At 68.6% G+C, this 21,803-nt stretch carries 19 protein-coding genes; 15 read left to right on the top strand and 4 right to left on the bottom strand.

What is annotated here, in order from left to right; genetic code table 11:
- Positions 1 to 19: 19 nt before the first annotated feature.
- Positions 20 to 1,054: a LacI family DNA-binding transcriptional regulator gene (locus tag IPJ61_RS00710; protein WP_297102037.1), complete on the bottom strand. Its 1,035-nt coding sequence runs from the start codon at positions 1,052 to 1,054 to the stop codon at positions 20 to 22.
- Positions 1,055 to 1,298: 244 nt separating this feature from the next.
- Here IPJ61_RS00710 and IPJ61_RS00705 point away from each other — a divergent pair, with 244 nt between their 5' ends.
- The 7 genes from IPJ61_RS00705 (at position 1,299) to pflA (ending at position 13,607) form a co-directional block, all read left to right on the top strand.
- The gene (locus IPJ61_RS00705) at positions 1,299 to 2,618 is read left to right on the top strand and encodes an ABC transporter substrate-binding protein (protein WP_297102036.1); all 1,320 of its coding nucleotides are present in this window, start codon (positions 1,299 to 1,301) and stop codon (positions 2,616 to 2,618) included.
- A 71-nt stretch (positions 2,619 to 2,689) separates the two neighbouring features.
- Positions 2,690 to 3,637, top strand: coding sequence for a carbohydrate ABC transporter permease (locus IPJ61_RS00700; protein WP_297102034.1), 948 nt, complete (start codon positions 2,690 to 2,692; stop codon positions 3,635 to 3,637).
- Entirely contained in the window at positions 3,630 to 4,442 is an 813-nt protein-coding gene (locus tag IPJ61_RS00695) for a carbohydrate ABC transporter permease (RefSeq protein WP_297102031.1), read from the top strand. The genes IPJ61_RS00700 and IPJ61_RS00695 overlap by 8 nt, the downstream gene beginning before the upstream one ends.
- Positions 4,439 to 7,447 carry a beta-galactosidase, LacZ type gene (gene lacZ / locus IPJ61_RS00690; RefSeq protein WP_297102029.1) on the top strand — a complete coding sequence of 1,003 codons (3,009 nt, stop codon included), beginning with the start codon at positions 4,439 to 4,441 and terminating at the stop codon, positions 7,445 to 7,447. The genes IPJ61_RS00695 and lacZ overlap by 4 nt, the downstream gene beginning before the upstream one ends.
- Before the next feature lie 40 nt (positions 7,448 to 7,487).
- Positions 7,488 to 10,409 (top strand): glycoside hydrolase family 2 TIM barrel-domain containing protein, encoded by a 2,922-nt coding sequence (locus IPJ61_RS00685; protein WP_297102027.1) that lies wholly within the window; start codon positions 7,488 to 7,490, stop codon positions 10,407 to 10,409.
- A gap of 56 nt (positions 10,410 to 10,465) precedes the next feature.
- Positions 10,466 to 12,730: a formate C-acetyltransferase gene (gene pflB, locus IPJ61_RS00680; RefSeq protein WP_297102026.1), complete on the top strand. Its 2,265-nt coding sequence runs from the start codon at positions 10,466 to 10,468 to the stop codon at positions 12,728 to 12,730.
- 1 nt (position 12,731) lies between these two features.
- Positions 12,732 to 13,607, top strand: coding sequence for a pyruvate formate-lyase-activating protein (gene pflA / locus IPJ61_RS00675; RefSeq protein WP_297102024.1), 876 nt, complete (start codon positions 12,732 to 12,734; stop codon positions 13,605 to 13,607).
- Here the strand turns inward: pflA and IPJ61_RS00670 are convergent.
- From IPJ61_RS00670 to IPJ61_RS00660, 3 genes are read right to left on the bottom strand one after another with little or no spacing between them, the layout of a single operon-like run.
- Positions 13,601 to 14,278, bottom strand: a complete 678-nt coding sequence (locus tag IPJ61_RS00670; RefSeq protein WP_297102022.1) for a response regulator — start codon at positions 14,276 to 14,278, stop codon at positions 13,601 to 13,603. The two genes, pflA and IPJ61_RS00670, sit on opposite strands and share 7 nt — an antisense overlap.
- Positions 14,275 to 16,266, bottom strand: a complete 1,992-nt coding sequence (locus tag IPJ61_RS00665; protein WP_297102020.1) for a sensor histidine kinase — start codon at positions 16,264 to 16,266, stop codon at positions 14,275 to 14,277. The genes IPJ61_RS00670 and IPJ61_RS00665 overlap by 4 nt, the downstream gene beginning before the upstream one ends.
- A 26-nt stretch (positions 16,267 to 16,292) precedes the next feature.
- Positions 16,293 to 16,976, bottom strand: a complete 684-nt coding sequence (locus tag IPJ61_RS00660; RefSeq protein ID WP_297102019.1) for a hypothetical protein — start codon at positions 16,974 to 16,976, stop codon at positions 16,293 to 16,295.
- A 419-nt stretch (positions 16,977 to 17,395) separates the two neighbouring features.
- Here IPJ61_RS00660 and rpsJ point away from each other — a divergent pair, with 419 nt between their 5' ends.
- From rpsJ to rpsC, 8 genes are read left to right on the top strand one after another with little or no spacing between them, the layout of a single operon-like run.
- Positions 17,396 to 17,707 carry a 30S ribosomal protein S10 gene (rpsJ, locus tag IPJ61_RS00655; protein WP_015071250.1) on the top strand — a complete coding sequence of 104 codons (312 nt, stop codon included), beginning with the start codon at positions 17,396 to 17,398 and terminating at the stop codon, positions 17,705 to 17,707.
- Between the two features lie 11 nt (positions 17,708 to 17,718).
- Positions 17,719 to 18,375, top strand: a complete 657-nt coding sequence (gene rplC / locus IPJ61_RS00650) for a 50S ribosomal protein L3 (RefSeq protein WP_297102016.1) — start codon at positions 17,719 to 17,721, stop codon at positions 18,373 to 18,375.
- A complete protein-coding gene (rplD, locus tag IPJ61_RS00645) occupies positions 18,372 to 19,076 on the top strand; it encodes a 50S ribosomal protein L4 (RefSeq protein ID WP_297102014.1) in 705 nt (234 codons plus the stop codon). The genes rplC and rplD overlap by 4 nt, the downstream gene beginning before the upstream one ends.
- Positions 19,073 to 19,384 (top strand): 50S ribosomal protein L23, encoded by a 312-nt coding sequence (gene rplW, locus IPJ61_RS00640; RefSeq protein ID WP_297102012.1) that lies wholly within the window; start codon positions 19,073 to 19,075, stop codon positions 19,382 to 19,384. The genes rplD and rplW overlap by 4 nt, the downstream gene beginning before the upstream one ends.
- A 34-nt stretch (positions 19,385 to 19,418) precedes the next feature.
- On the top strand, positions 19,419 to 20,255 hold the full coding sequence (gene rplB, locus IPJ61_RS00635) for a 50S ribosomal protein L2 (RefSeq protein WP_297102010.1): 837 nt from the start codon (positions 19,419 to 19,421) through the stop codon (positions 20,253 to 20,255).
- A gap of 18 nt (positions 20,256 to 20,273) precedes the next feature.
- Entirely contained in the window at positions 20,274 to 20,555 is a 282-nt protein-coding gene (gene rpsS, locus IPJ61_RS00630) for a 30S ribosomal protein S19 (protein WP_297102009.1), read from the top strand.
- 27 nt (positions 20,556 to 20,582) lie between these two features.
- Positions 20,583 to 20,984 (top strand): 50S ribosomal protein L22, encoded by a 402-nt coding sequence (gene rplV / locus IPJ61_RS00625; protein WP_297102005.1) that lies wholly within the window; start codon positions 20,583 to 20,585, stop codon positions 20,982 to 20,984.
- Between the two features lie 4 nt (positions 20,985 to 20,988).
- Positions 20,989 to 21,801 carry a 30S ribosomal protein S3 gene (gene rpsC / locus IPJ61_RS00620; protein WP_297102003.1) on the top strand — a complete coding sequence of 271 codons (813 nt, stop codon included), beginning with the start codon at positions 20,989 to 20,991 and terminating at the stop codon, positions 21,799 to 21,801.
- Positions 21,802 to 21,803: the final 2 nt, after the last annotated feature.

The raw sequence follows: 21,803 nt of genomic DNA, 5'->3' as shown, positions 1-21,803 counted from the left end.
GAAGCCTACGACACGCTCGCTAGCGGCGCGCCGGTGGCCCCGTGCTCGCCCTGATCTGGAGCTTGGTGGGCAGCACCACTCTTGGGACGTTCGGACCCACGGGGCCGGACATCTGCTCCGCGAGCACGCGCACGAGTTCGTGGCCGAGGTGCTCGTAGTCGAGGCTGACCGTGGTCAGCGGGGGGTGGCTGAACGCGCTGAGCGCGATGTCGTCGAAGCCGACGACCGAGACGTCCTCGGGAACGCGTCGTCCCGCCTCGTGTAGCGCCCTGATCAGGCCGAAGGCCATTTCGTCGTTGGCGCAGAAGACGGCCGTGACCGAGGGATCGGCCGCCAGTTCGCTACCGAGTTCGTAGCCCGAGCGGGGGGTCCAGTCGCCGACGAGCGGCTCCGGGGCGGCGATGCCCGCGGCGGAGAGGCAGCGCCGCCAGGTCGCCATCCTGACCGTCGCCGGATGCGCGTCCGGCGACCCGGCGATGTGGTGGACCGTGCGATGGCCGAGGCCCAGCAGGTGCGTCACCGCGTCCTCGACGCCGTGAACCTCGTTGCAGACGACAGACGGATAGTGCCCGGCCAGCCGCGAGTCGGCGACGACGACGGGAAGGGTGGGCGGGAGGGGGAGCGCGTCGGCGTTGGCGTGCCCTGCGCGGACCATGACGAGCCCGTCGAGTGCGGTGTTGGACAGGCGGTGGGTGGCCTTGCGCAGCTCCTCCGGGTCCGGCTCGGGCACCTCGACGAGGCTGACCGAGTAGCCGCGTTCCTGGGCGGCGGTCGCGACGGCGGCCGCGGTCACGCCGTCGCCGGTGCGCGAGAGCCGCTGCGTGACGATCCCGATGCTCTCGACTGTGCCGACGCGCAGGGCGCGGGCCGCGCGGTTCGGCGTGTAGCCGAGTTCCGTCATGGCCTTCAGGACGCACTCCCTCGTGGCAGGGCGCACGGAGGGCGAGCCGGTCGAGACGCGGGAGACGGTCTGGGCCGAGACCCCGGCCAGGGCGGCGACGTCCCCGATGGACGGCACCCTCGGCCGGCCGGTGCGTCGTTGCGTGCTCGCCATGACGCGATGCTAGTCGCCCCCTGTGGCAACGTCACCACTTTTCGTGCTCCAGGACCGTCGTAGCCGAATCGTTACCGATTGGGGAGCAGATTTCTCTTGCGTCCGGGGCGCACTTGGTGGTTCGCTTGGCAACGTAAACAATTGAGCGCGGATCGCGGCGACAGGGGTGTCGCAGCGTGGCCGTTGCTCGGTTGCCGGGCGCCGATCCGCTTTCGGCAGATGGTTTCAACAGAAGGACCGTTCAATGAAGAAGACGAAGTTGGTCAAGTTCGCAGCTGCGAGCCTGCTGGCCGTTTCGGTTGCACTCACCGGCTGCGGTGGCGACAACGGAGGCACCCCCGGAAGTGGGGGCAACACAGGCGGAGGCGGCGGTGACCAGACCCTCACCGTGTGGACGTGGGATCCCGCGTTCAACATCTTCGCCATGCAGGAGGCGGAGAAGATCTACCAGAAGGACCACCCCGACTTCAAGCTCGACATCCAGGAGACCCCCTGGGACGACCTGCAGACCAAGCTCACGACGATCGCCCAGTCGCAGTCGTGGAACGAGCTGCCCGACATCTTCCTGATGCAGAACAACGCGTACCAGAAGAACGTCATCAACTACCCGGACCTGGTGCAGCCGCTGACGGACTCGGGCGTGACCTGGGACGAGTTCCCGGAGAGCGTGAGGGCGTACTCCACGATCGACGGCGTCAACTACGGCGTCCCCTTCGATGCGGGCACCGCGATCTCGGCGCTGCGGACCGACATCATCTCCGAGGCGGGCCTCACCACCGCGGACTTCACCGACATCACGTGGGACAAGTACATCGAGCTCGGAAAGCAGGTCAAGGAGAAGACCGGCAAGGCTATGCTGTCCGGCACGGCCGGCTCTTCGGACATGATCATGATGATGCTGCAGAGCTCGGGCGCGAGCCTGTTCGATGACCAGGGCAACCCGACGATCGTCGACAACGCCACGCTCAACACCGCGGTCGAGACCTACGTGAAGCTCGTCAAGGAGGGCGTCTACGTCGAGGTCAACTCGTGGGACGAGTACGTCGGCGGGTTCGTCAACGGCAACATCGCGGGCGTGGTCAACGGCATCTGGGTCGTCGCCACCATGCAGACCGCCGAGGATCAGGCAGGAAAGTGGGAGGTCACCAACGTGCCGAAGCTCGACGGTGTCGCTGGTGCGACGAACTACACCGCCAACGGCGGCTCCTCGTGGGCGATCAGCCAGACGGGCGACTTCGACCTGGCCGCGGACTTCCTGAAGTCCACGTTCGCCGGCTCGACCGAGCTGTACGACATCATCCTCCCGAAGGCCGGAGCGGTCGCCAACTGGATCCCGGCCGGCAGCTCGGCGGTCTACAAGGAGCCCCAGCCGTTCTTCAGCGACCAGCCCATCTTCGAGATGGTCGTCGACTTCGGCTCCAAGGTCCCCGCGAACAACACCGGCGCCTATTACTACGAGGCGCGTGACGCGGTGAGCGCGGCCCTGACGAAGGTCATCAGTGGCACGGACATGGCGACGGCGCTGGCCGAAGCCCAGAGCACGGTCGAGTTCGCGATGCAGTGACTCGATGGGGTGCGGGTCGGGAGCTACGGCTCCCGGCCCGCACCCCTTCCCTTCGACGAAAGGAGACACGCGTGTCGACGACGACCGCTCAAGAGGGTGCCGGGGCGCAGGTGAGCACGCCCGGCCCGCGAAAGCGACGGATGCTTCCGTCGCAGCGCCACAACCTGACCGGCTGGGTCTTCCTGATCCCCGCCGCCCTGCTCATCCTGATCACCAGCTTCTGGCCGATGTTCGAGGCGTTCCTGCTCTCGATGCAGACGGGCAGGGGCACGCGCCTGAACTGGGCGGAGCCGCTGTGGTACAACTACGCCCGGCTCTTCCAGGACGAGACCTTCAAGCTCACGCTCGGCAACACGTTCGTCTACCTGATCATCCAGGTGCCGATCATGCTGGTCCTTGCGCTGGTGCTCGCGAACCTGCTGAACAACCCGAACCTGCGCTGGAAGTCGTTCTGGCGCACCGCGATCTTCCTGCCGTGCGCGGTGTCGCTGGTGTCCTACTCGCTGGTGTTCCGCACGCTGTTCGCCACCGACGGCTTCGTCAACGACGTGCTGAGTGGCCTGGGCCTCATCGGGGAGCCGATCAACTGGCTCGGTCAGACTGGCACCGCCCGCTTCGTCCTCATCCTCGGCCTGGTCTGGCGCTGGACCGGCTACAACATGGTGTTCTACCTCGCGGCGCTGCAGAACATCGACCACTCGAGCATCGAGGCGGCCCGGGTTGACGGCGCCAACTCGTGGCGGACGTTCTGGCACGTGACCGTCCCGCAGCTCCGACCGATGATCTTGCTCACGGCGATCATGTCCACAAACGGAACGCTGCAGCTGTTCGACGAGTCGTTCAACCTGACCCGCGGCGGGCCCGCGTACACGACGATGACGATGTCGCACTACCTTTTCGAGGTGTCGTTCCAGAGGAACCCGAACATCGGGTACGGCTCGGCGCTCTCCTACGTGATCTTGATCCTCGTCGCCATCCTGGCGCTCATTCAGATGAAGGTGGGTGACAAGCGTGACTAGGTACAAGTGGCGCCAGGTTCCCGGCTACGTGTTCCTGACGGTGTTCTCGGTCTTCTCGATCTTCCCGTTGTTCTTCATGGTGGTGTCGGCGACCAACACCAGCCAGGACGTCCTCGGCTCGCGCTTGCTTCCCGGCGGGAACCTGCTCCGGAACTGGAACGACCTTCTCGCGGCGTCGAACCTGGGGGCGGCGATGCTGAACTCCGCGTTGATCGCGGTCGGCACGACGGTTCTTGCGCTCCTGGTGTGTTCGATCGCAGGCTACGGCTTCGAGATCTACCACTCGAAGGGCAAGGACCGCCTCATGGCCGTCCTGCTGCTGGCGATGATGATCCCGTTCGCGGCGACCATGATCCCGCTGTTCCGGCTGTTCGCCTCGGTCGGTCTGCTGAACTCGACCTGGGCGGTCATCATCCCGGCGATCTCGACGCCGTTCCTGATCCTGCTCTTCCGACAGGCATCCAGGAACTTCCCGCACGAGATCCTCGAGGCCGCACGTCTCGACGGCCTGAACGAGCTCTCGATCTTCTTCCAGATCTACATCCCGACGATGCGCTCCACCTACGCGGCGGCGGCCGTGATCACCTTCATGGCGGCGTGGAACAACTTCCTCTGGCCGAAGGTCATCCTGCTGAAGACCGAGTACCAGACCATGCCTATGCTGATCTCCAACCTCAGCGCGGGCTACGTCACCAACTACGGCGTGCTGATGCTCGCGGTGTTGCTCGCCTCCCTACCGACCATGATCATCTTCCTCGTGCTGCAGCGCAGCTTCGCCGAGGGCATGACAGGAGCCATCAAGTGACCTTCGATCCCCGACAGATCTCCGACCCCTTGTTCTTCGCCGACAACAGAATGGCAGCCCACTCGGATCACCGGTGGTTCCGCGACGCAGCAGAGGCCGCGCGCGGGGTCTCCGGCTTCGAGCACAGCCTGAACGGCCTGTGGAAGTTCCACTACGCGAAGAATCCCGGCGCCGTCGTTCCCGGCTTCGAGTCACCGGACTTCGATACCTCGGGCTGGGACGACATCCGCGTGCCCGCCCACATCCAACTGGAGGGCTATGACCGGCCCCAGTACGCCAACGTGCAGTACCCCTGGGACGGTCACGAGGCGCTGGAGGCCGGCCAGGCGCCGCAGCTGTTCAACCCCGTCGGCAGCTACGTGACATCGTTCGCCGTCGACGAGCCCCTCGCCGAAGGGGAGCGCCTCAGCGTCTCGTTCCACGGGGCAGAGAGCGCGGTCGCGGTGTGGCTGAACGGCCGCTACATCGGCTACGCGGAGGACAGCTTCACGCCGTCGGAGTTCGACCTCACCGACGCGCTCGTCGCCGGCGACAACAAGCTGGCGGCCCAGGTGTTCAAATGGACGTCCGGCTCGTGGCTCGAGGATCAGGACTTCTACCGGTTCTCCGGCATCTTCCGCGACGTCGTGCTCTACCGCCGCCCCTCGACCCACGTCCAGGACCTCGTCATCCGCGTGGACGCGCCCGGGGACCTGAGCCTCGCCACGGTGACGCTCAGCACCGAGGTGCTCGGCGAGGGCGCCGTGTCTGCGCGGCTGGCCGGTGTCGGAGAGCTGGCCGGTGCCGACGGCGTGCTGGCCGTCGAGGTCTCCGATCCGCGGCCGTGGAGCGCGGAGGACCCGTACCTTTACGACCTCGAGATCGAGGTGCGCGACGCGTCCGGGACGCTGACGGAGTTCATTCGCCAACCGGTGGGCATCCGCCGGTTCGGCATCGAGGATGGGCTACTCAAGATCAACGGCAGGCGGATCGTCTTCAACGGCGTCAACCGCCACGAATTCGGCCTGCAGGGGAGGGTGATGTCGAGGGAGCAGACGGAGGCCGACCTGCGGCTGATGAAGGCCAACAACATCAATGCCGTGCGGACGAGCCACTACCCGAACAACTCCTTCTTCTACGAGCTGTGCGACAGGTACGGGCTCTACGTCATCGACGAGATGAACCTCGAGACCCACGCCATGTGGGATCGGCTGCGCTTCGCCGACGCCCCGGTCAGCGAGGCGCTGCCGGGCGACCGGGAGGAGTGGCTGCCTGCGCTGCTCGACCGCGCGGCGTCGATGCTCCGCCGCGACAGGAACCATCCGAGCATCGTGATCTGGTCCTGCGGCAACGAGTCCTTCGGCGGCACGGACATCCTCGCCGTGTCGAACTACTTCCGCAGCGTCGATGACCGGCCGGTGCACTACGAGGGCGTCGACTGGGACCCCCGGTACCCGGAGACCACCGACATCGTGAGCAGGATGTACACGCCCGCCGCCGAGGTCGAGGCCTTCCTGCAGGCGAACCGCTCGAAGCCGTTCATCCTCTGCGAGTACGCGCACGCCATGGGCAATTCGTTCGGCGCGGTCGACCGCTACCTGGATCTCGCGTACCGCGAGCCGCTGTTCCAGGGCGGCTTCATCTGGGACTTCGCGGACCAGGCGATCGCCCTCAGGGACCGTTACGGCCGCGACTTCCTCGGCTACGGCGGTGACTGCGGTGAGGCACCGCACGACGGGGACTTCTGCGGCAACGGCATCCTCTTTGCCGACCACACTCCGATGCCCCGGATGCAGGAGGTCAAGTACCTGTACCAGGGCATCGCGACCGATGTGAGCGCCGACTCGGTCACGTTGACAAACCGGATGCTCTTCACCGACACGTCGGCGCTGGACTGCGTCGTGACGTTGGCGCGCGAGGGCGTCGTGCTCGAGAGCGCGACGCTCGAGAACGCCGTCGCGCCGGGCGAGTCCGGCACCTACCCGCTGCCGCTTTCGGTCCCGCAGGAGCCGGGGGAGTACACCGTCGAGGTGTCCTACCGGCTTCGGAGAGGGACCTCCTGGGCGCCGTCGGGCGCGGAGATGGGCTGGGAGCAGGTTGTCGTCGACGTTCCCGGCGCCCCCGACCCTGCCCCGGCGGCCGCGCCGGAGCTGATCCAGGGCATCCACAACGTCGGCGTGCGCGGCCCGCACTTCCTCGCTCTGTTCTCGCGGACCTTCGGCGGCCTCCAGTCGTACCGGTACGGCCTGACCAGCGACGGCGACGGGCAACTGCTCGCGTCGATGCCGATGCCCAACTTCTGGCACGCGCCCACCGCCAACGAGCGCGGATGGGGTGCCCCGTTCGTCGACGGCGACTGGCTCCTCGCGAGTCGCTACGCCGAGACGTCGCGCACGCGTAAGACCCCGCAGGTCGAGGAACTCGCCGACTCCGTCGTCGTGACCTACGACTACGAGCTGCCCACCCGCCCGGTCAGTGCCTGCACGGTCGCCTACCGCGTGTTCGGAGACGGCCGCATCGAGGTGACGCTCAACGTCAAGCCGGGAGCGGGCCTCAGTGACCTGCCCGAGTTCGGCATGCTCTTCAGCGTCGACGCGGACCGTGGCCGCCTGCGCTACTACGGCGAAGGCCCGGAGGAGTGCTACGTCGATCGACGCGGCGGCGCCCGGCTGGACGTGTACGAGGCGAACGTCGACAACCTCCTCACCCCCTACCTGCGCCCGCAAGAGGCGGGCAGCCGCACGGGGGTGCGGTGGGCGGAGGTCACCGACGCCAAGGGCGCAGGCATCCGGTTCGAGTGCCCGCGAGGCATGGAGTTCTCGGCCCTGCCGTGGAGCCCGTTCGAGATCGAGAACGCGGCGCACGCCGTCGATCTGCCGCCGCCGCAGCGCACCTGGCTCCGGCCCGCGCTCATGCGTCGCGGTGTGGCCGGCGACGACTCCTGGGGAGCGCAGCCCCATCCCCAATATCGCCTGCCCGCGAACGGGGAACTGGAGTTCCGGTTCTCCTTCCGCGGCATCCGCTGACGGCCACCCCCGCCGTCGAACCAACCCCTGGGAGAGAGATATGCCATCGTCCGAGATCACCTCTTATGCGCCCGGCTCCGGACGGCGGGTGCGGCCGCGGTCGCGCGTGCCGTCGACGGCCGGAGAGGTGGACCTGAGCGGCACTTGGCGGTTTCGCTTCTCGGCCCGCCCCGAGGCGGCGCCCGATGGCGCCGAGGCCGTCGCCTTTGACGACTCGGGCTGGGACGAGATCGCTGTTCCCAGCCACTGGGTGCTGCAGGGGCGCGAGGACTGGGGCAAGCCCGTCTACACCAACGTCAACTACCCCTTCCCTGTCGAGCCGCCGCACGTGCCGGACGAGAACCCGACGGGCGACTACAGGGTCGGCTTCGACGTGGAGGAGGGCTTTGGCGATCGGGTCTATCTGCGGTTCGACGGCGTCGAGTCGCTCGCCATCGTGTCGCTGAACGGCGTCCGGGTCGGCGTGGTGCGCGGCAGCAGGCTGGCCCAGGAACTCGACGTGACCGACGAGGTGGTCGTGGGCCGCAACGTGCTGCATGTCCGCGTGCACCAGTGGTCGGCCGCCTCCTATCTCGAGGACCAGGACCAGTGGTGGCTTCCCGGTATCTTCCGCGAGGTCGCCGTGGTGGCCCGCCCGGCAGGCGGCATCGAGGACGTGTGGCTGCGCGCGGACTACGACGCCGCGACCGGGCTCGGCAGGATCCTGCCCGAGATCCGCGCCGACGACGCCGCCTACCCTGTCACGGTGCGGGTGGCTGGCGCGGAGCGGACGTACGAGACCGCGGACGAGGTCGCGGCCTTCGAGGTCGGCGTCGTCGAGCCCTGGAGCGCCGATGTGCCCCGGCTGTATGAGGCGGAGGTGGGCAACGCCGTCGAGACGCGCGAGTTGCGCGTCGGGTTTCGCCGGGTGGAGGTCGTCGGCCACGAGTGGCGGGTCAACGGGCGCAAGCTGCGGCTCCGCGGCGTCAACCGGCACGAGTACGACCCCGATCACGGGCGCGTGTTCGACGAGGACGCGGTCCGTTCCCAGCTTCACCTGATGAAGCGGCACAACATCAACGCGATCCGCACGTCGCATTACCCGTCCCACCCGCGTCTCTACGATCTCACCGACGAGCTGGGGTTCTGGGTCATCGACGAGTGCGACCTCGAGACCCACGGCTTCGAATACGGCGGATGGGTCGACAACCCGACCGACGACCCGAGCTGGCGCGACGCGCTGATCGACAGGATCGAGCGCACGGTCGAGCGCGACAAGAACCATCCCTCCGTCGTCGCGTGGTCGCTGGGCAACGAGTCCGGCACCGGTCAGAACGCTGCGGCGATGGCGGCTTGGGCGCGCCGTCGCGACCCGGGGCGCCCGGTGCACTACGAGCAGGACTACGAGGGCAGCTACACCGACATCGTCTCGCGGATGTACTCCTCCGTTGAGGAGCTGGACGCGATGTCGTCCGGCGTCGGTGACGACGGGCGGATCTCTCCGGGGCGCTACGCGGAACTGGCGAAGCGGCCGATGATGCTGTGCGAGTACGCGCACGCCATGGGCAACGGCTCGGGCGCGCTGGCCGAGTACGAGCGCCGTTTCGACGAGCTGCCGCAGCTCCACGGCGGGTTCGTCTGGGAGTGGCGCGACCACGGGCTGCGCACCACGACCCCCGACGGCACCGAGTACTTCGGCTACGGCGGCGACTTTGACGAGGAGATCCACGACGGGTCCTTCGTCTGCGACGGCATGCTCCTCGCCGACGGCACCCCGACCCCGATGATGGCCGAGTTCGCGGCGGTCACCACCCCGATAAAGATCGCCCTGGCCACCGAAACGGTCACCGTCGAGAACCGGCGGCACGACGGCGACACCTCGGATCTCAGGTTCGTCTGGCGCGACGAACTCGACGGCCGCGAGGTCGCGTCGGGAGAGGTCGTCGTCCCCGCCCTCGCGCCAGGGGAGAGCGCGACGATCGCGGCACCGGACTCCGTGCCCGGGGACGGCGAGCTGTGGCGCACCGTCGCGGCGGTCACCGCCGCGGACCTTCCCTGGGCCCCGGCCGGGCACGCCGTGAGCACGACCCAGCTACGGCTCGCCGACCGGACCGAAGACCTGCCCGCCGCTCCTTCGTCGGAGGCGCCGGTCGTCGACGGCGCGTCCCTTTCCTTCGGGCCCGCCCTCTTCGATGCCCACACCGGCGACCTCGTCTCCCTCGGCGGCACCGCCGTCGCGGGGCCACGCCTCGAGCTCTGGCGTGCCCCCACGGAGAACGACGCGCTCTCGCCGGCGGCGGCCCGGCGCTGGCGGGATGAGGGAATCGACCGCCTCCGGCGGCGGGTGGAGTCCGTCGTCGCGGAGCCGGGACGCGTCGTCGTGCGGCACCGCTACTCCGCGTCGGCGAAGCGCACGGCCATCGCCGTCGAGCTGACCTGGACCCTGCGAGGCGGGGGCCTGCACCTGGAGGCCACCGCCGTCCCGACGGTGGGCTGGGCGGGCACCTGGCCGCGGATCGGGCTGCATTTCGAGCTGGCAAGGGACGCAGGGCGCGTTGAGTGGTTCGGCACCGGCCCCTTGGAGAACTACGCCGACTCCAACGCGGCCGCGTTGGTGGGGCGGTTCGCGGCTGACGTCGGCGATCTCGTCGTCGACTACGCCGTTCCGCAGGAGAGCGGCCACCGGGCCGGGCTGCGCGAACTGGTCCTTCTTGACCTGGGAGTGTCTGTCGTGGCGCACAAGGCGGGTGGCGGTCTTCCAGGGTTCTCGCTGCGTGCGCATGACGCGGCGGAGGTCACCGCGGCGCGGCATCCGCACGAGTTGCCGCCCTCGCGGGCGACCCATCTCTACCTCGACGCGCAGCAGCACGGCCTCGGATCGGCGTCCTGCGGTCCCGATGTGCGCCCCGAACACCAGCTCCGTCCACGGTCCGCCGAGTGGTCGCTCACGTTGAGCCTTAGCGCGGGCGGCGTCACGAGTTAATCCTACTGAGGGTAGTATTTTCTCCGGATCGGCACACAGAGGATTCAGGAGCTTTCATGACGGCATCGACCACCACTGACATCGAGCGCGCAGACGCCTGGGAGGGGTTCACCGGCGGCGAGTGGCAGGAGATCGTCGACGTCCGCGACTTCATCCTCGCGAACTTCACCCCTTACACCGGCGACGCCAGCTTCCTCGAGGGGCCGACGGCGAAGACGTTGACCGTGTGGGACACGCTGCAGCGCGAGTACCTGAGCGTCGAGCGCGCCAAGCGGGTCTACGACGTCGAGACCCACATCCCGGGCGACGTCGACGCCTTCCCCGCCGGCTACATCTGCGAGGCCGACGACGTGATCGTCGGCCTGCAGACCGACGTGCCGCTGAAGCGCGCCATGATCCCCGCCGGTGGCTGGCGCATGGTCGAGACCGCCATTCGTGAGGCGGGCCTCGAGCCCGATGAGAAGATCAAAGAGATCTTCACCCGGCACCGCAAGACGCACAACGAGGCCGTCTTCGACATTTACACCCCCCGCATCCGCGCCGCCCGTAGCTCTCACATCATCACTGGCCTGCCCGACGCCTACGGCCGCGGCCGCATCATCGGGGACTACCGACGCGTCGCCCTTTACGGCGTCGACCGCCTCATCGAGGCCAAGACCAAGGACAAGGAAGCCGTCGTCGAGCTTCCCTTCAGCGAGGACTGGGCCCGCTACCGCGAGGAGCACTCGGAGCAGATCAAGGCGCTGAAGAAGCTGAAGAACCTCGGCGCCACCTACGGCTTCGACCTGTCGCGCCCGGCGCGCACGTTCATCGAGGCCGTGCAGTGGACGTACCTCGCCTACCTGGGCTCCGTGAAGAGCCAGGACGGCGCCGCCATGAGCATCGGCCGCCTCTCGGGCTTCTTCGACATCTACGCCGAGCGTGACATCGCCGCCGGCATCCTCACCGAGTCCGAGGCCCAGGAGGCCATCGACGCGCTGGTGACCAAGCTGCGCATCGTGCGCTTCCTGCGCACCATCGACTACGACCAGATCTTCTCCGGCGACCCGTACTGGGCGACCTGGTCCGACGGCGGGTTCGCCAATGACGGTCGCACGCTGGTCACCAAGACGTCGTTCCGCCTGCTGCAGACGCTCCGCAACCTCGGCCCCGCGCCGGAGCCCAACATCACGATCTACTGGGACCCCGCGCTGCCCGAGGGCTACAAGGAGTTCTGCTCGCTGATCTCGATCGAGACCTCGGCGCTGCAGTACGAGTCCGACAAGGCCATCCGCGAACACTGGGGCGATGACACGGGCATCGCGTGCTGCGTGTCCCCGATGGCGATCGGGCGCCAGATGCAGTTCTTCGGCGCCCGTCTGAACAGTGCGAAGGCCCTGCTGTACGCCATCAACGGCGGGCGTGACGAGATGTCCGGCAAGCAGGTCGTCAGCGGCTACGAGGCGATCGCCGGCGACGAGCCGCTCGACTACGACACCGTCTGGGCGAGGTACGACGCCATGCTCGACTGGGTCGTCGGCACCTATGTCGAGGCGCTGAACATCATCCACTACTGCCATGACCGCTACGCCTACGAGGCCATCGAGATGGCGCTGCACGACGACTTCATCGTGCGCACCATGGGCTGCGGCATCGCGGGTCTCTCGATCGTCGCCGACTCGCTGTCGGCCATCAAGTACGCCACCGTCACCCCGGTGCGCGACGACTCGGGCCTCGTCATCGACTACATCACCGAGGGCGACTTCCCCCGCTACGGCAACGATGACGACCGCGCCGATGAGATCGCCAAGCTGGTCGTGAAGACCGTCATGGACAAGATCCGCAGCATGAAGCTGTACCGCGACGCCATCCCGACGCAGTCGGTGCTGACCATCACGTCGAATGTGGTTTACGGCAAGAACACGGGCTCGTTCCCATCGGGCCACCAGGCGGGCACCCCGTTCGCGCCCGGCGCGAACCCGGAGAACGGCGCCGATACGCACGGGATGATCGCGTCGATGCTGAGCGTCGGCAAGCTGGCCTACGACGACGCCCTCGACGGCATCTCGCTGACGAACACCATCACGCCGCCGGCGCTCGGCCGCAACGACGAGGAGCGGGTCGCGAACCTCGTCGGCATCCTCGACGCCGGCATGGGGGAGGGCCTCTACCACGCCAACATCAATGTCCTGAACAAGGAGACGCTGCTCGACGCGATGGAGAACCCGGAGAACTATCCGCAGCTCACCATCCGTGTGTCGGGGTACGCCGTGAACTTCGTTAAGCTGACCCGGGAGCAGCAGCTCGACGTCCTGTCGCGCACGTTCCACGAGTCCGCCTGACGTGTTGCCGCTCCTTGAGCCGGCCACCGCGCCTTCATCGCCCTACGTGCGCACGGAGGACGCGGCGGCCTATTCGGCCCGTCGGCTCGGCGGGATCCCGGTCGTCGACGAGACCGACCGGGGGGCATTGCTGGCGGGGACCCGCACGGGCGAGATCGGGTTACTGCATTCGTGGGAGCTGGTGACCGCCGTCGACGGTCCGGGGACGCGGATGACGACGTTCCTCGCGGGCTGCCCGCTGCGGTGCCTGTACTGCCACAACCCGGACACGATGATGGCGCGCCGCGGCGTGCCCGTCCGCGCGTCGGATCTGCTGGCGCGCATCTACCGGTACCGCGGCGTGTTTAAGGCAACGAGGGGCGGCATCACGCTGTCGGGCGGCGAGGTGCTGCAGCAGCCCGCCTTCGCGGCGCGCATCCTCAAGGGCGCCAAGGAGTTCGGCGTGCACACGACGCTGGACACCTCCGGCTACCTGGGCCGCAACGCCACCAACGAGCTGCTCGCCGACGTCGACCTCGTCCTGCTCGACGTGAAGGCGGGCGACGAGGAGACTTACAAGCGGGTCACGGGGAGGGAGTTGCAGCCCACGCTGGACTTCGGCCGCAGACTGGACGCGCTCGGGATCGAGATCTGGGTCCGCTACGTGCTGGTGCCCGGCCTGACCGACGACCCAGCCGGCGTCGCGCGCGTGGCCGACTACGCGGCGTCGCTCCTGAACGTTTCTCGGGTCGAGGTGCTGCCGTTCCATCAGATGGGCCGCGACAAGTGGCACGAGATCGGCATGAAGTACCAGCTCGAGGACACGCAGGCACCGTCGATCGAGCTGACTGAGGCCACCCGCGACATCTTCCGCTCGCGGGCGCTTACCGTCTACTGAGTCTCGTCCGGGCGGGGAGCGCCGCCGAGGCCCTTCGACCTCGCGACGACGATGGCCGCGGACCGGTCGCGCAGCGAGAGCTTCGCCAAGATGGTGGCCAGCGTGTTCCGGACCGTCTTGGGGGCGACGGAGAGCCGATAGGCGATCGAGGTGTTGTCGAGGCCGTGCGCGACGAGGTCGAGGATCTCGCGCTCGCGGCCGGTCAGTTCCGGGAACAGGAGTCGCGCGGTCTGCTGTCCGCCCAGCAGGTAGGCCATCGCGCGCTCGGCGACGGCGGGCGACAGGATCATCTCGCCGGCCGCGACGGCGCGGATCGCGCGCTCCACGGCGTCGGGCGGCGACGACTTCACGATAAACCCGCGGGCGCCTGCGCGCACCGAGGCGACGACGGCGTCGTCGTCCTCGTGCATCGTCACGGCCAACACCTTGAGGCCCGGCCGTGAGCGCAGCAGCTCGCGGGTAACCTCGGCGCCGGAGCCGTCCCCGAGGTCGAGGTCCATCAGCACGACGTCGGTCTCGTGCGGCCCCGCGAACAGCGCGAGTGCGGCGGACGCGCCGTCGGCCTGGCCTGCGACGGTGATCCCGGGCAGGGAGTTCAGCAGTGCCGCCATGCCGATCCGGAACACCGGATGGTCGTCGACGAGGGTCACGCGGATGGGTGCTTCGGTCACGGGGTCTCTCCTGTCGGGTGCAGCGGCAGCGCGGCGCGCACGACGGTGCCGACGCCGTCCGGTCCGGCGCCGATGTCGAGCGTGCCGCCCAACTCCGCCGTGCGCTCGCGCATCGAGCGGGTGCCGACGCCATCCGTCGCGGTGAGCGGGCGTCCGTTGCCGTCGTCACGGCACACGATGAGCAGGTTCGCGCCGTCGATGGTCAGCTCCACGGCGCACCCTTGGGCGCCCGAGTGGCGGGCCGCGTTCAGCGTCGACTCCGAGACGACGGCGTAGGCCGCGGCCGCCACGCGCTCGTCGAGCAGGCGCACCGCATCGCGATCGCCGGCGGAAAGGCCGCCGACGGTGACCGCGAACCCCGTCGCCGCATGGCGCGCCACGAGTTCGTCGAGGGCGACGCCGAGGCCTCGCTCCTCGAGAACCGGCGGGAGCAGGCTGCGCGACATCAGCCGCACGTCCTGGAAGCGCTGGGCGACCTCCGCCTGCAGCGCGGCGAGCACCTCGTCCGCGGCGGCGGGATCGGAACGCAGTACGTTCCGCGCGCCTTGCAGCCCGAGCTGAAGCCCCGACATCCAGGGGCCGACGCCGTCGTGCAGCTCGCGTCGGATGAGCTTGCGCTCGGCGAGCCGGGCGCGGGTGGCGGCGTCGCGGGCACGCACGACGTCGGCCGTCGCTCGCACCAGCCCGACGCCGGCCGCGATCACCGGCTGAAGGCGGTCGAGGGCGTCCAACGTGCGGCGGTCGAGCAGTTCGCCCGGCCGGGGTGTGACCGCCAGCCAGCCCACCTGATCCGGACCGGTCTCGGCCGGCCGGGTGACCGGCAGCTCGACCGGCGCGCTCGTCGGCACGCCCCATCCGCCGGCCGCATCGTCGGCCCCGGAAAGGGTGAGTCGCACCGACTCGAGACGGAGGGATTCGCCGACGGAGGCGGCGAGGCGGTCGAGCAGTTCGCCGCCCTCGTGGGCCGCGGAGAGCGAGGCGCCGATGCTCAGCGCCGCCAACCCCGGGGAGGCGGCGTCGCCCCAGACGAGGCGGCGCACCCGTGCCTCGATCCATCGTCGCAGCGGTTGCACCGCGAGCACGACGCCGACCGCGGCCACCACCTGGGCGACCGCGGAGCTCCCGACCAGCGCGGTGGCGGCCCACACCAGCGTGGCGTAGACGATCACCATGCCGAGCGTCAACAGACCGGCGATCACCGCGCGGCTCACCGCGAGGTCGATGCCCCAGAGGCGGTTGCGCAGCATCGTGACCAGCAGCGCGCCCGGGAACACCGCCTGGCAGGCAAGGTGAGAGATGGGCGCGAGGAGGATGATGCCTTCGGCGGTGTAAGGCACGAGCACCAGCGGCAGGAACGAGAGCGCCATGACGGCGGTGCCGAGGGCGAGGAGGCCGAGGCCCGCTCGCTCCCCGGGCGGGCCGGTGCGGTGCCGCCAGGCGACCGCCGCGGCCGTCACGAGTCCCACGACGACGACCGCGACGATCACCGCGGAGGTGTCGGTCATCGGGAAGAGGAGCCGCTGCCCCGTGAACACGGCCGCCGTCAGCACGCCGACGCCCGCCCCAATTCGGGCGCCGACAGGCAACGGGTGGTCGCGCACGAGCCACGGAACGACGAGGAAGAGGGCGAGCGTCCCTGGCACCCATGCGGTGCCGAAGAGGCTGCTGCCCACCTGGAGGGCGGGGACGCTCGGATGCGTCATCGCGAACGACATCCAGCCGCCGCCCAGCGCCGCGAGCCCTGCGCCCACCGCGGCCAGCGAGACCAGCCAGGCGACGGGGTGGCTGCGCCGCGAAAGGATGACGGCGGCCACGCCGCCGTAGACGATCCCGACCATCACGTCCACGACGAGGAAAAGCACGTCGGGCGTGACCGGGAGCCTGCTCGCGGCCTGCAGCACCGCGCCGGCGACGGCGGGAACGAACGCGCCGACCGCCACCGCGACCGCGACGCGCGGGCGGCCGGGGTGGCGATCGGTCATCGTCATGGCAGGACCCTAGCTTCGCTGGAGGCTCAGCGTCGGTCGCCGAGCGCGAACCCGAGGGAAGCGATCAGCAGCCACACCGGAGCCACGAACCCTGCGAGGTACTGGAGCGGGGAGGCGCCGCTGACAACGGTCAGGACACCCAGCGCGAGCGAGACCACGCCGATCCAGCGGGGGACCGCCCCGTGTCGCAGGGCGGCGGCAGCGACGGAGAGTGCGGACAGCCCTGCTCCGACCCAGAGCCAGGGGACGGTGGCGACCCAGTCGGTGTAGAACGCGGCGGACTCGGGAACGTACAGGGACGGGTCGGAGAGGCCGAGCGCGAACTGGGTGTCGAGGCCGCTGCCGAGCAGGAGCGCCGAGGCGGTGAGCAGGAGGCCGCCGAGCGCCACCTGTCCGTGCAGTGACCCTGCAGGCGCCCGCTGGTCGAGCCTGCGCTTGAGGCCGGCGGCGAAGACGACCACGGCGAGCATCGTCAGCACCGCGAGGGCGTGGAAGACGAGGTAGGCGCCCTGCTTGGTCGTGGCGTCGGCCAGCATCTTCTCGGCGTCGCCGGCGGTGGCCTCCCAGTTCACGGAGGCGGCCATCGATGCCTGGATGGTCGCGATGCCCAGGGCGCCGGCCGCGACGCCGACCCAGGCCCAGCCGCGCGGCCCACGTCGAACGACGTCGGCCGCGTCTGTGGTCGTCGGGTCTGTGAGAGAGATCGACATGTAAGTCTCCTTCGTAGGGCCCACCGTCCTTCGGTGGGTGCTGAGTACATGTTTGGCGGGCGCTCGTCCCGGGCACCAGGGCACGCGGCCCGGATCCTCGGGCGGTCCGGAGTCCCTGCCCCCGCGCTCGGGCGTGTCGCGACTACGTCTCGACGGTTGGGGCACCCCCGATTTGGCGTCGCTGAACGACCATGCCAAGATAGGAGGGTTGCTCCGTGAGGGGTTTGGGCGCTTCGGCGCTCGGAATCGCTCGCGACTCTGGCCAAATCCACGCATTCGGCCTCCGGGGACAGCTCCTCGAAGGCTCGGTTGGAGAGCGGCCGAGACCGCGACACTCCCGAGTGCGGGGGCCGGAGCGACAAGGGGTTTTACCCCACAGGAACTTGAAATTTCCAAAGGGACGAGAAGAAGGAACGACTGTGGCTGGACAAAAGATCCGCATCAGGCTGCGGGCGTATGACCATGAGGTCATCGACAGCTCGGCGCGCAAGATCGTCGACACCGTGACGCGCACGGGTGCGAAGGTGGCCGGTCCTGTGCCGCTGCCGACGGAGAAGAACGTGTTCTGCGTGATCCGTTCGCCCCACAAGTACAAGGACAGCCGCGAGCACTTCGAGATGCGCACGCACAAGCGTCTGATCGACATCCTCGATCCGACGCCGAAGACCGTCGATTCGCTGATGCGCCTCGACCTGCCGGCCGGTGTCGACATCGAGATCAAGCTTCCGTGAGGTCTGCTGAAATGAGTGAACGAATCGTGAAGGGCATCCTGGGCACCAAGCTCGGCATGACCCAGCTGTGGGACGAGAACAACAAGGTCGTCCCCGTAACCGTGATCCAGGCCGGTCCCTGCGTCGTGACGCAGGTCCGCACCCCCGAGCAGGACGGCTACAACGCCGTGCAGCTTGGCTTCGGTGCCGTCAAGGCCAAGAAGGTCACCAAGCCCGAGGCCGGGCACTTCGCCAAGGCCGACGTGACGCCGCGCGCCCACCTCGTGGAGCTGCGCACCGCCAACGCCTCCGAGTTTAAGCTCGGCCAGGAGCTGACCGCCGAGGTCTTCGCCGGCGGCGAGATCGTCGACGTGACCGGCACCTCCAAGGGCAAGGGCACCGCGGGCGTCATGAAGCGCCACGGCTTCCACGGCCTGCGCGCATCGCATGGTGTGCACCGCAAGCACCGCTCGCCCGGCTCCATCGGTGGCTGCGCGACCCCCGGTCGCGTGTTCAAGGGCCTCCGCATGGCCGGCCGCATGGGCAACAACAAGGTGACCGTCCAGAACCTGAAGATTCACGCGGTCGACGCCGAGCGTGGCCTGCTGCTTGTGCGCGGCGCCATCCCCGGCAACAACGGTTCCCTCGTTGTCGTCCGCAGCGCAGCTAAGAAGGGTGACGCAGCATGAGCAACCTCACTGTTGACGTGATCGACGCCAAGGGCAAGAAGGCCGGCACCACCGACCTCCCCGCGGCGCTGTTCGACGCGCAGACCAACATCCCGCTGATCCACCAGGTGGTCGTGGCCCAGCTCGCGGCAGCTCGCCAGGGCACCCACGACACCAAGACCCGCGGCGAGGTCCGGGGCGGTGGCATCAAGCCGTGGCGCCAGAAGGGCACCGGCCGCGCCCGTCACGGCTCGCGTCGCTCGCCGATCTGGACCGGCGGTGGCGTCGTCCACGGCCCAACCCCGCGCGACTACTCGCAGCGCACCCCCAAGAAGATGGTGGCCGCGGCTCTCCGTGGCGCCCTTTCCGACAGGGCCCGCGACGGCCAGGTCTACGTGATCTCCGAGCTCGTCTCCGGTGAGAAGCCCTCGACCAAGGGCGCGCTGGCCGCGCTGACGCAGGTCGTCGGCGACGTCAGCAAGGTGCTCGTGGTTCTCGACCGCTTCGAGGACGTCGCCTGGCTGAGCGTTCGCAACGCCGCCGACGTGCACGCGCTCGCCGTCGATCAGCTGAACACCTACGACGTTCTCGTCAACGACAAGGTCGTGTTCACGTCCGCCGCGCTGGCCGCCTTCGTGGCCGGTCCCGGCGCGTCGGCCGCGGCTGTCGCTACCGAGTCGGAGGCCGCCGAGGCCGCTAACACCGAGGAGAAGGACCAGTGACGCAAGCGCTGAAGATCCGTGATCACCGCGACATCATTCTGCGTCCCGTGGTGAGCGAGAAGAGCTACAACCTGCTCGACGACGGCAAGTACACCTTCGTGGTGGCGCCGGACGCGAACAAGACGGAGATCAAGATCGCCATCGAGGCCATCTTCGACGTCAAGGTCACCGCCGTGAACACGATCAACCGCCAGGGCAAGCGCCGTCGGACCCGCTACGGGTACGGCAAGAAGGCCGACACCAAGCGCGCGATCATCACCCTCGCTGAGGGCCAGAGCATCGATATCTTCGGCGGCGCGGGCGCCTGACCCGGCTGCTGCTAAAGACAAGGGAACTACTTACATGGGTATCCGCAAGTACAAGCCGACTACGCCGGGCCGTCGCGGCTCCAGCGTGTCCGATTTCGTCGAGCTGACGCGCTCCACGCCGGAGAAGTCGCTGCTCGCCCCGAAGACGAAGACCGGTGGCCGTAACAACACCGGCCGTATCACCACGCGCCACATCGGCGGCGGCCACAAGCAGGCCTACCGCATCATCGATTTCAAGCGCTACGACAAGGACGGCGTTCCGGCAAAGGTCGCTCACATCGAGTATGACCCCAACCGCACCGCCCGCATCGCGCTGCTTCACTACCTCGATGGTGAGAAGCGCTACATCATCGCCCCGAACGGCCTGACCCAGGGCACCGTCATCTCGGCGGGCGAGGGTTCGGACATCAAGCCGGGTAACAACCTCGAGCTGCGTCAGATCCCCGTCGGCACCACGGTGCACGCGGTGGAGCTGCGGCCCGGCGGTGGCGCCAAGCTCGGCCGTTCGGCCGGCGCGGCGATCCAGCTGGTCGCCCGCGAGGGCAAGTACGCCACGCTGCGCATGCCTTCGGGCGAAATGCGCATGGTCGACGTCCGCTGCCGCGCGACGATCGGCACCGTCGGCAACGCCGAGCAGTCGAACATCAACTGGGGCAAGGCCGGCCGCAACCGCTGGAAGGGCATCCGCCCGACCGTTCGTGGCGTCGTGATGAACCCCGTCGACCACCCGCACGGTGGTGGCGAGGGCCGCACGTCGGGTGGCCGTCACCCCGTGTCGCCGTGGGGCAAGCCCGAGGGCCGCACCCGCGACAAGAACAAGGCGAGCAACCGCCTGATCGTCCGCCGTCGCAAGACCGGTAAGAAGCGCTGATAGGGAGCCTGAGGAACTATGCCACGCAGCCTTAAGAAGGGCCCCTTCGTCGACGACCACCTGCAGAAGAAGGTGGATGTTCAGAACGAAAAGGGCACCAAGAACGTCATCAAGACCTGGTCGCGCCGCTCGATGATCGTCCCCGACATGCTCGGGCACACCATCGCGGTGCACGACGGCCGCAAGCACGTCCCGGTGTTCGTCACCGAGGCGATGATCGGTCACAAGTTGGGCGAGTTCGCCCCCACGCGCACCTTCAAGGGTCACGTGAAGGACGACAAGAAGGCCCGCCGCCGCTGAGGCGCGAGATAAGGAACTGATTCAACTATGAGCAACGAGAACGGCAACAGCCGTCGTCGCGAGACCCTGCTCGGGGATCGTCCTGGCTCGTACGCCATCGCGCGCCACGTCCGGATGAGCCCCTCCAAGGTTCGTCGCGTCGTCGATCTGGTCCGCGGCATGGACGTCAAGGACGCCCTTGTCGCCCTCAAGTTCGCCCCGCAGGCCGCTTCCGACCCGGTCTACAAGGTCGTGGCTTCGGCTGCCGCCAACGCGGAGTCGGCTGAGGCGCTGCGGTCCGACGACCTGTACATCTCCAAGGCGTTCGTGGACGAGGGTGTCACCCTCCGCCGCATCCGTCCCCGTGCGAAGGGCTCGGCCAGCCGCATCCTGAAGCGCGGCTCGCACATCACTGTGGTCGTCGAACCCCGCGAGACGAAGGGAGCCTGATTCCATGGGCCAGAAGATCAACCCGAATGGCTTCCGCCTCGGCATCACCACCGATCACAAGACGCGCTGGTACAGCGACAAGCAGTACGCGCAGCTGGTCGGCGAGGACGTCAAGATCCGTGAGTACCTGACCAAGACGCTGGAGCGCGCCGGCATCTCGTCCATCGAGATCGAGCGCCGCTCGGAGCGCGTGACCATCTTCCTGCACGCCGCCCGCCCGGGCATCGTCATCGGCCGCAACGGCGCCGAGGCGGAGCGCGTCCGCGCCGAGCTCGAGAAGCTCACCGGCAAGCAGGTTCAGCTGAACATCCTCGAGGTCAAGAACCCTGAGATCGACGCTCAGCTGGTCGCGCAGGGCATCGCCGAGCAGCTCGGCGCCCGCGTCGCCTTCCGTCGCGCCATGCGCAAGGCCCAGCAGACCGCCATGCGTGCGGGCGCCAAGGGCATCCGCATCAAGTGCTCCGGCCGTCTCGGCGGCGCCGAGATGTCCCGCTCCGAGGGCTACCGCGACGGCCAGGTGCCGCTGCATACCCTCCGCGCCGATATCGACTACGGCTTCTACGAGGCCCGCACGACGTTCGGCCGCATCGGCGTGAAGGTCTGGATCTACAAGGGTGACGTCGCCGGCACGCGCGCCGAGCGCGCCGCCCAGAAGGCAGCCCGCAACAACGCGCCGTCTGGCCGTCAGCGTCCGGGCCGTCGTCCCGCCCGCGGCGAGGGCCGCGGGGATCGTCCCGAGCGCGGTGGTCGCCGTCGCGCCGACGCAGCCCAGGCCGACGCCGCGGCTGCGCCCGCAACTGAGAACGCAGGAGCCTGAGC

Origin of the sequence: Tessaracoccus sp. (genome assembly GCF_016714275.1) — a bacterium.
In the GTDB taxonomy this organism is placed as follows: domain Bacteria; phylum Actinomycetota; class Actinomycetes; order Propionibacteriales; family Propionibacteriaceae; genus Arachnia.
The sequence above is the reverse complement of the archived record's forward strand: the minus strand, read 5'-3'. Positions and strand labels throughout refer to the sequence as shown.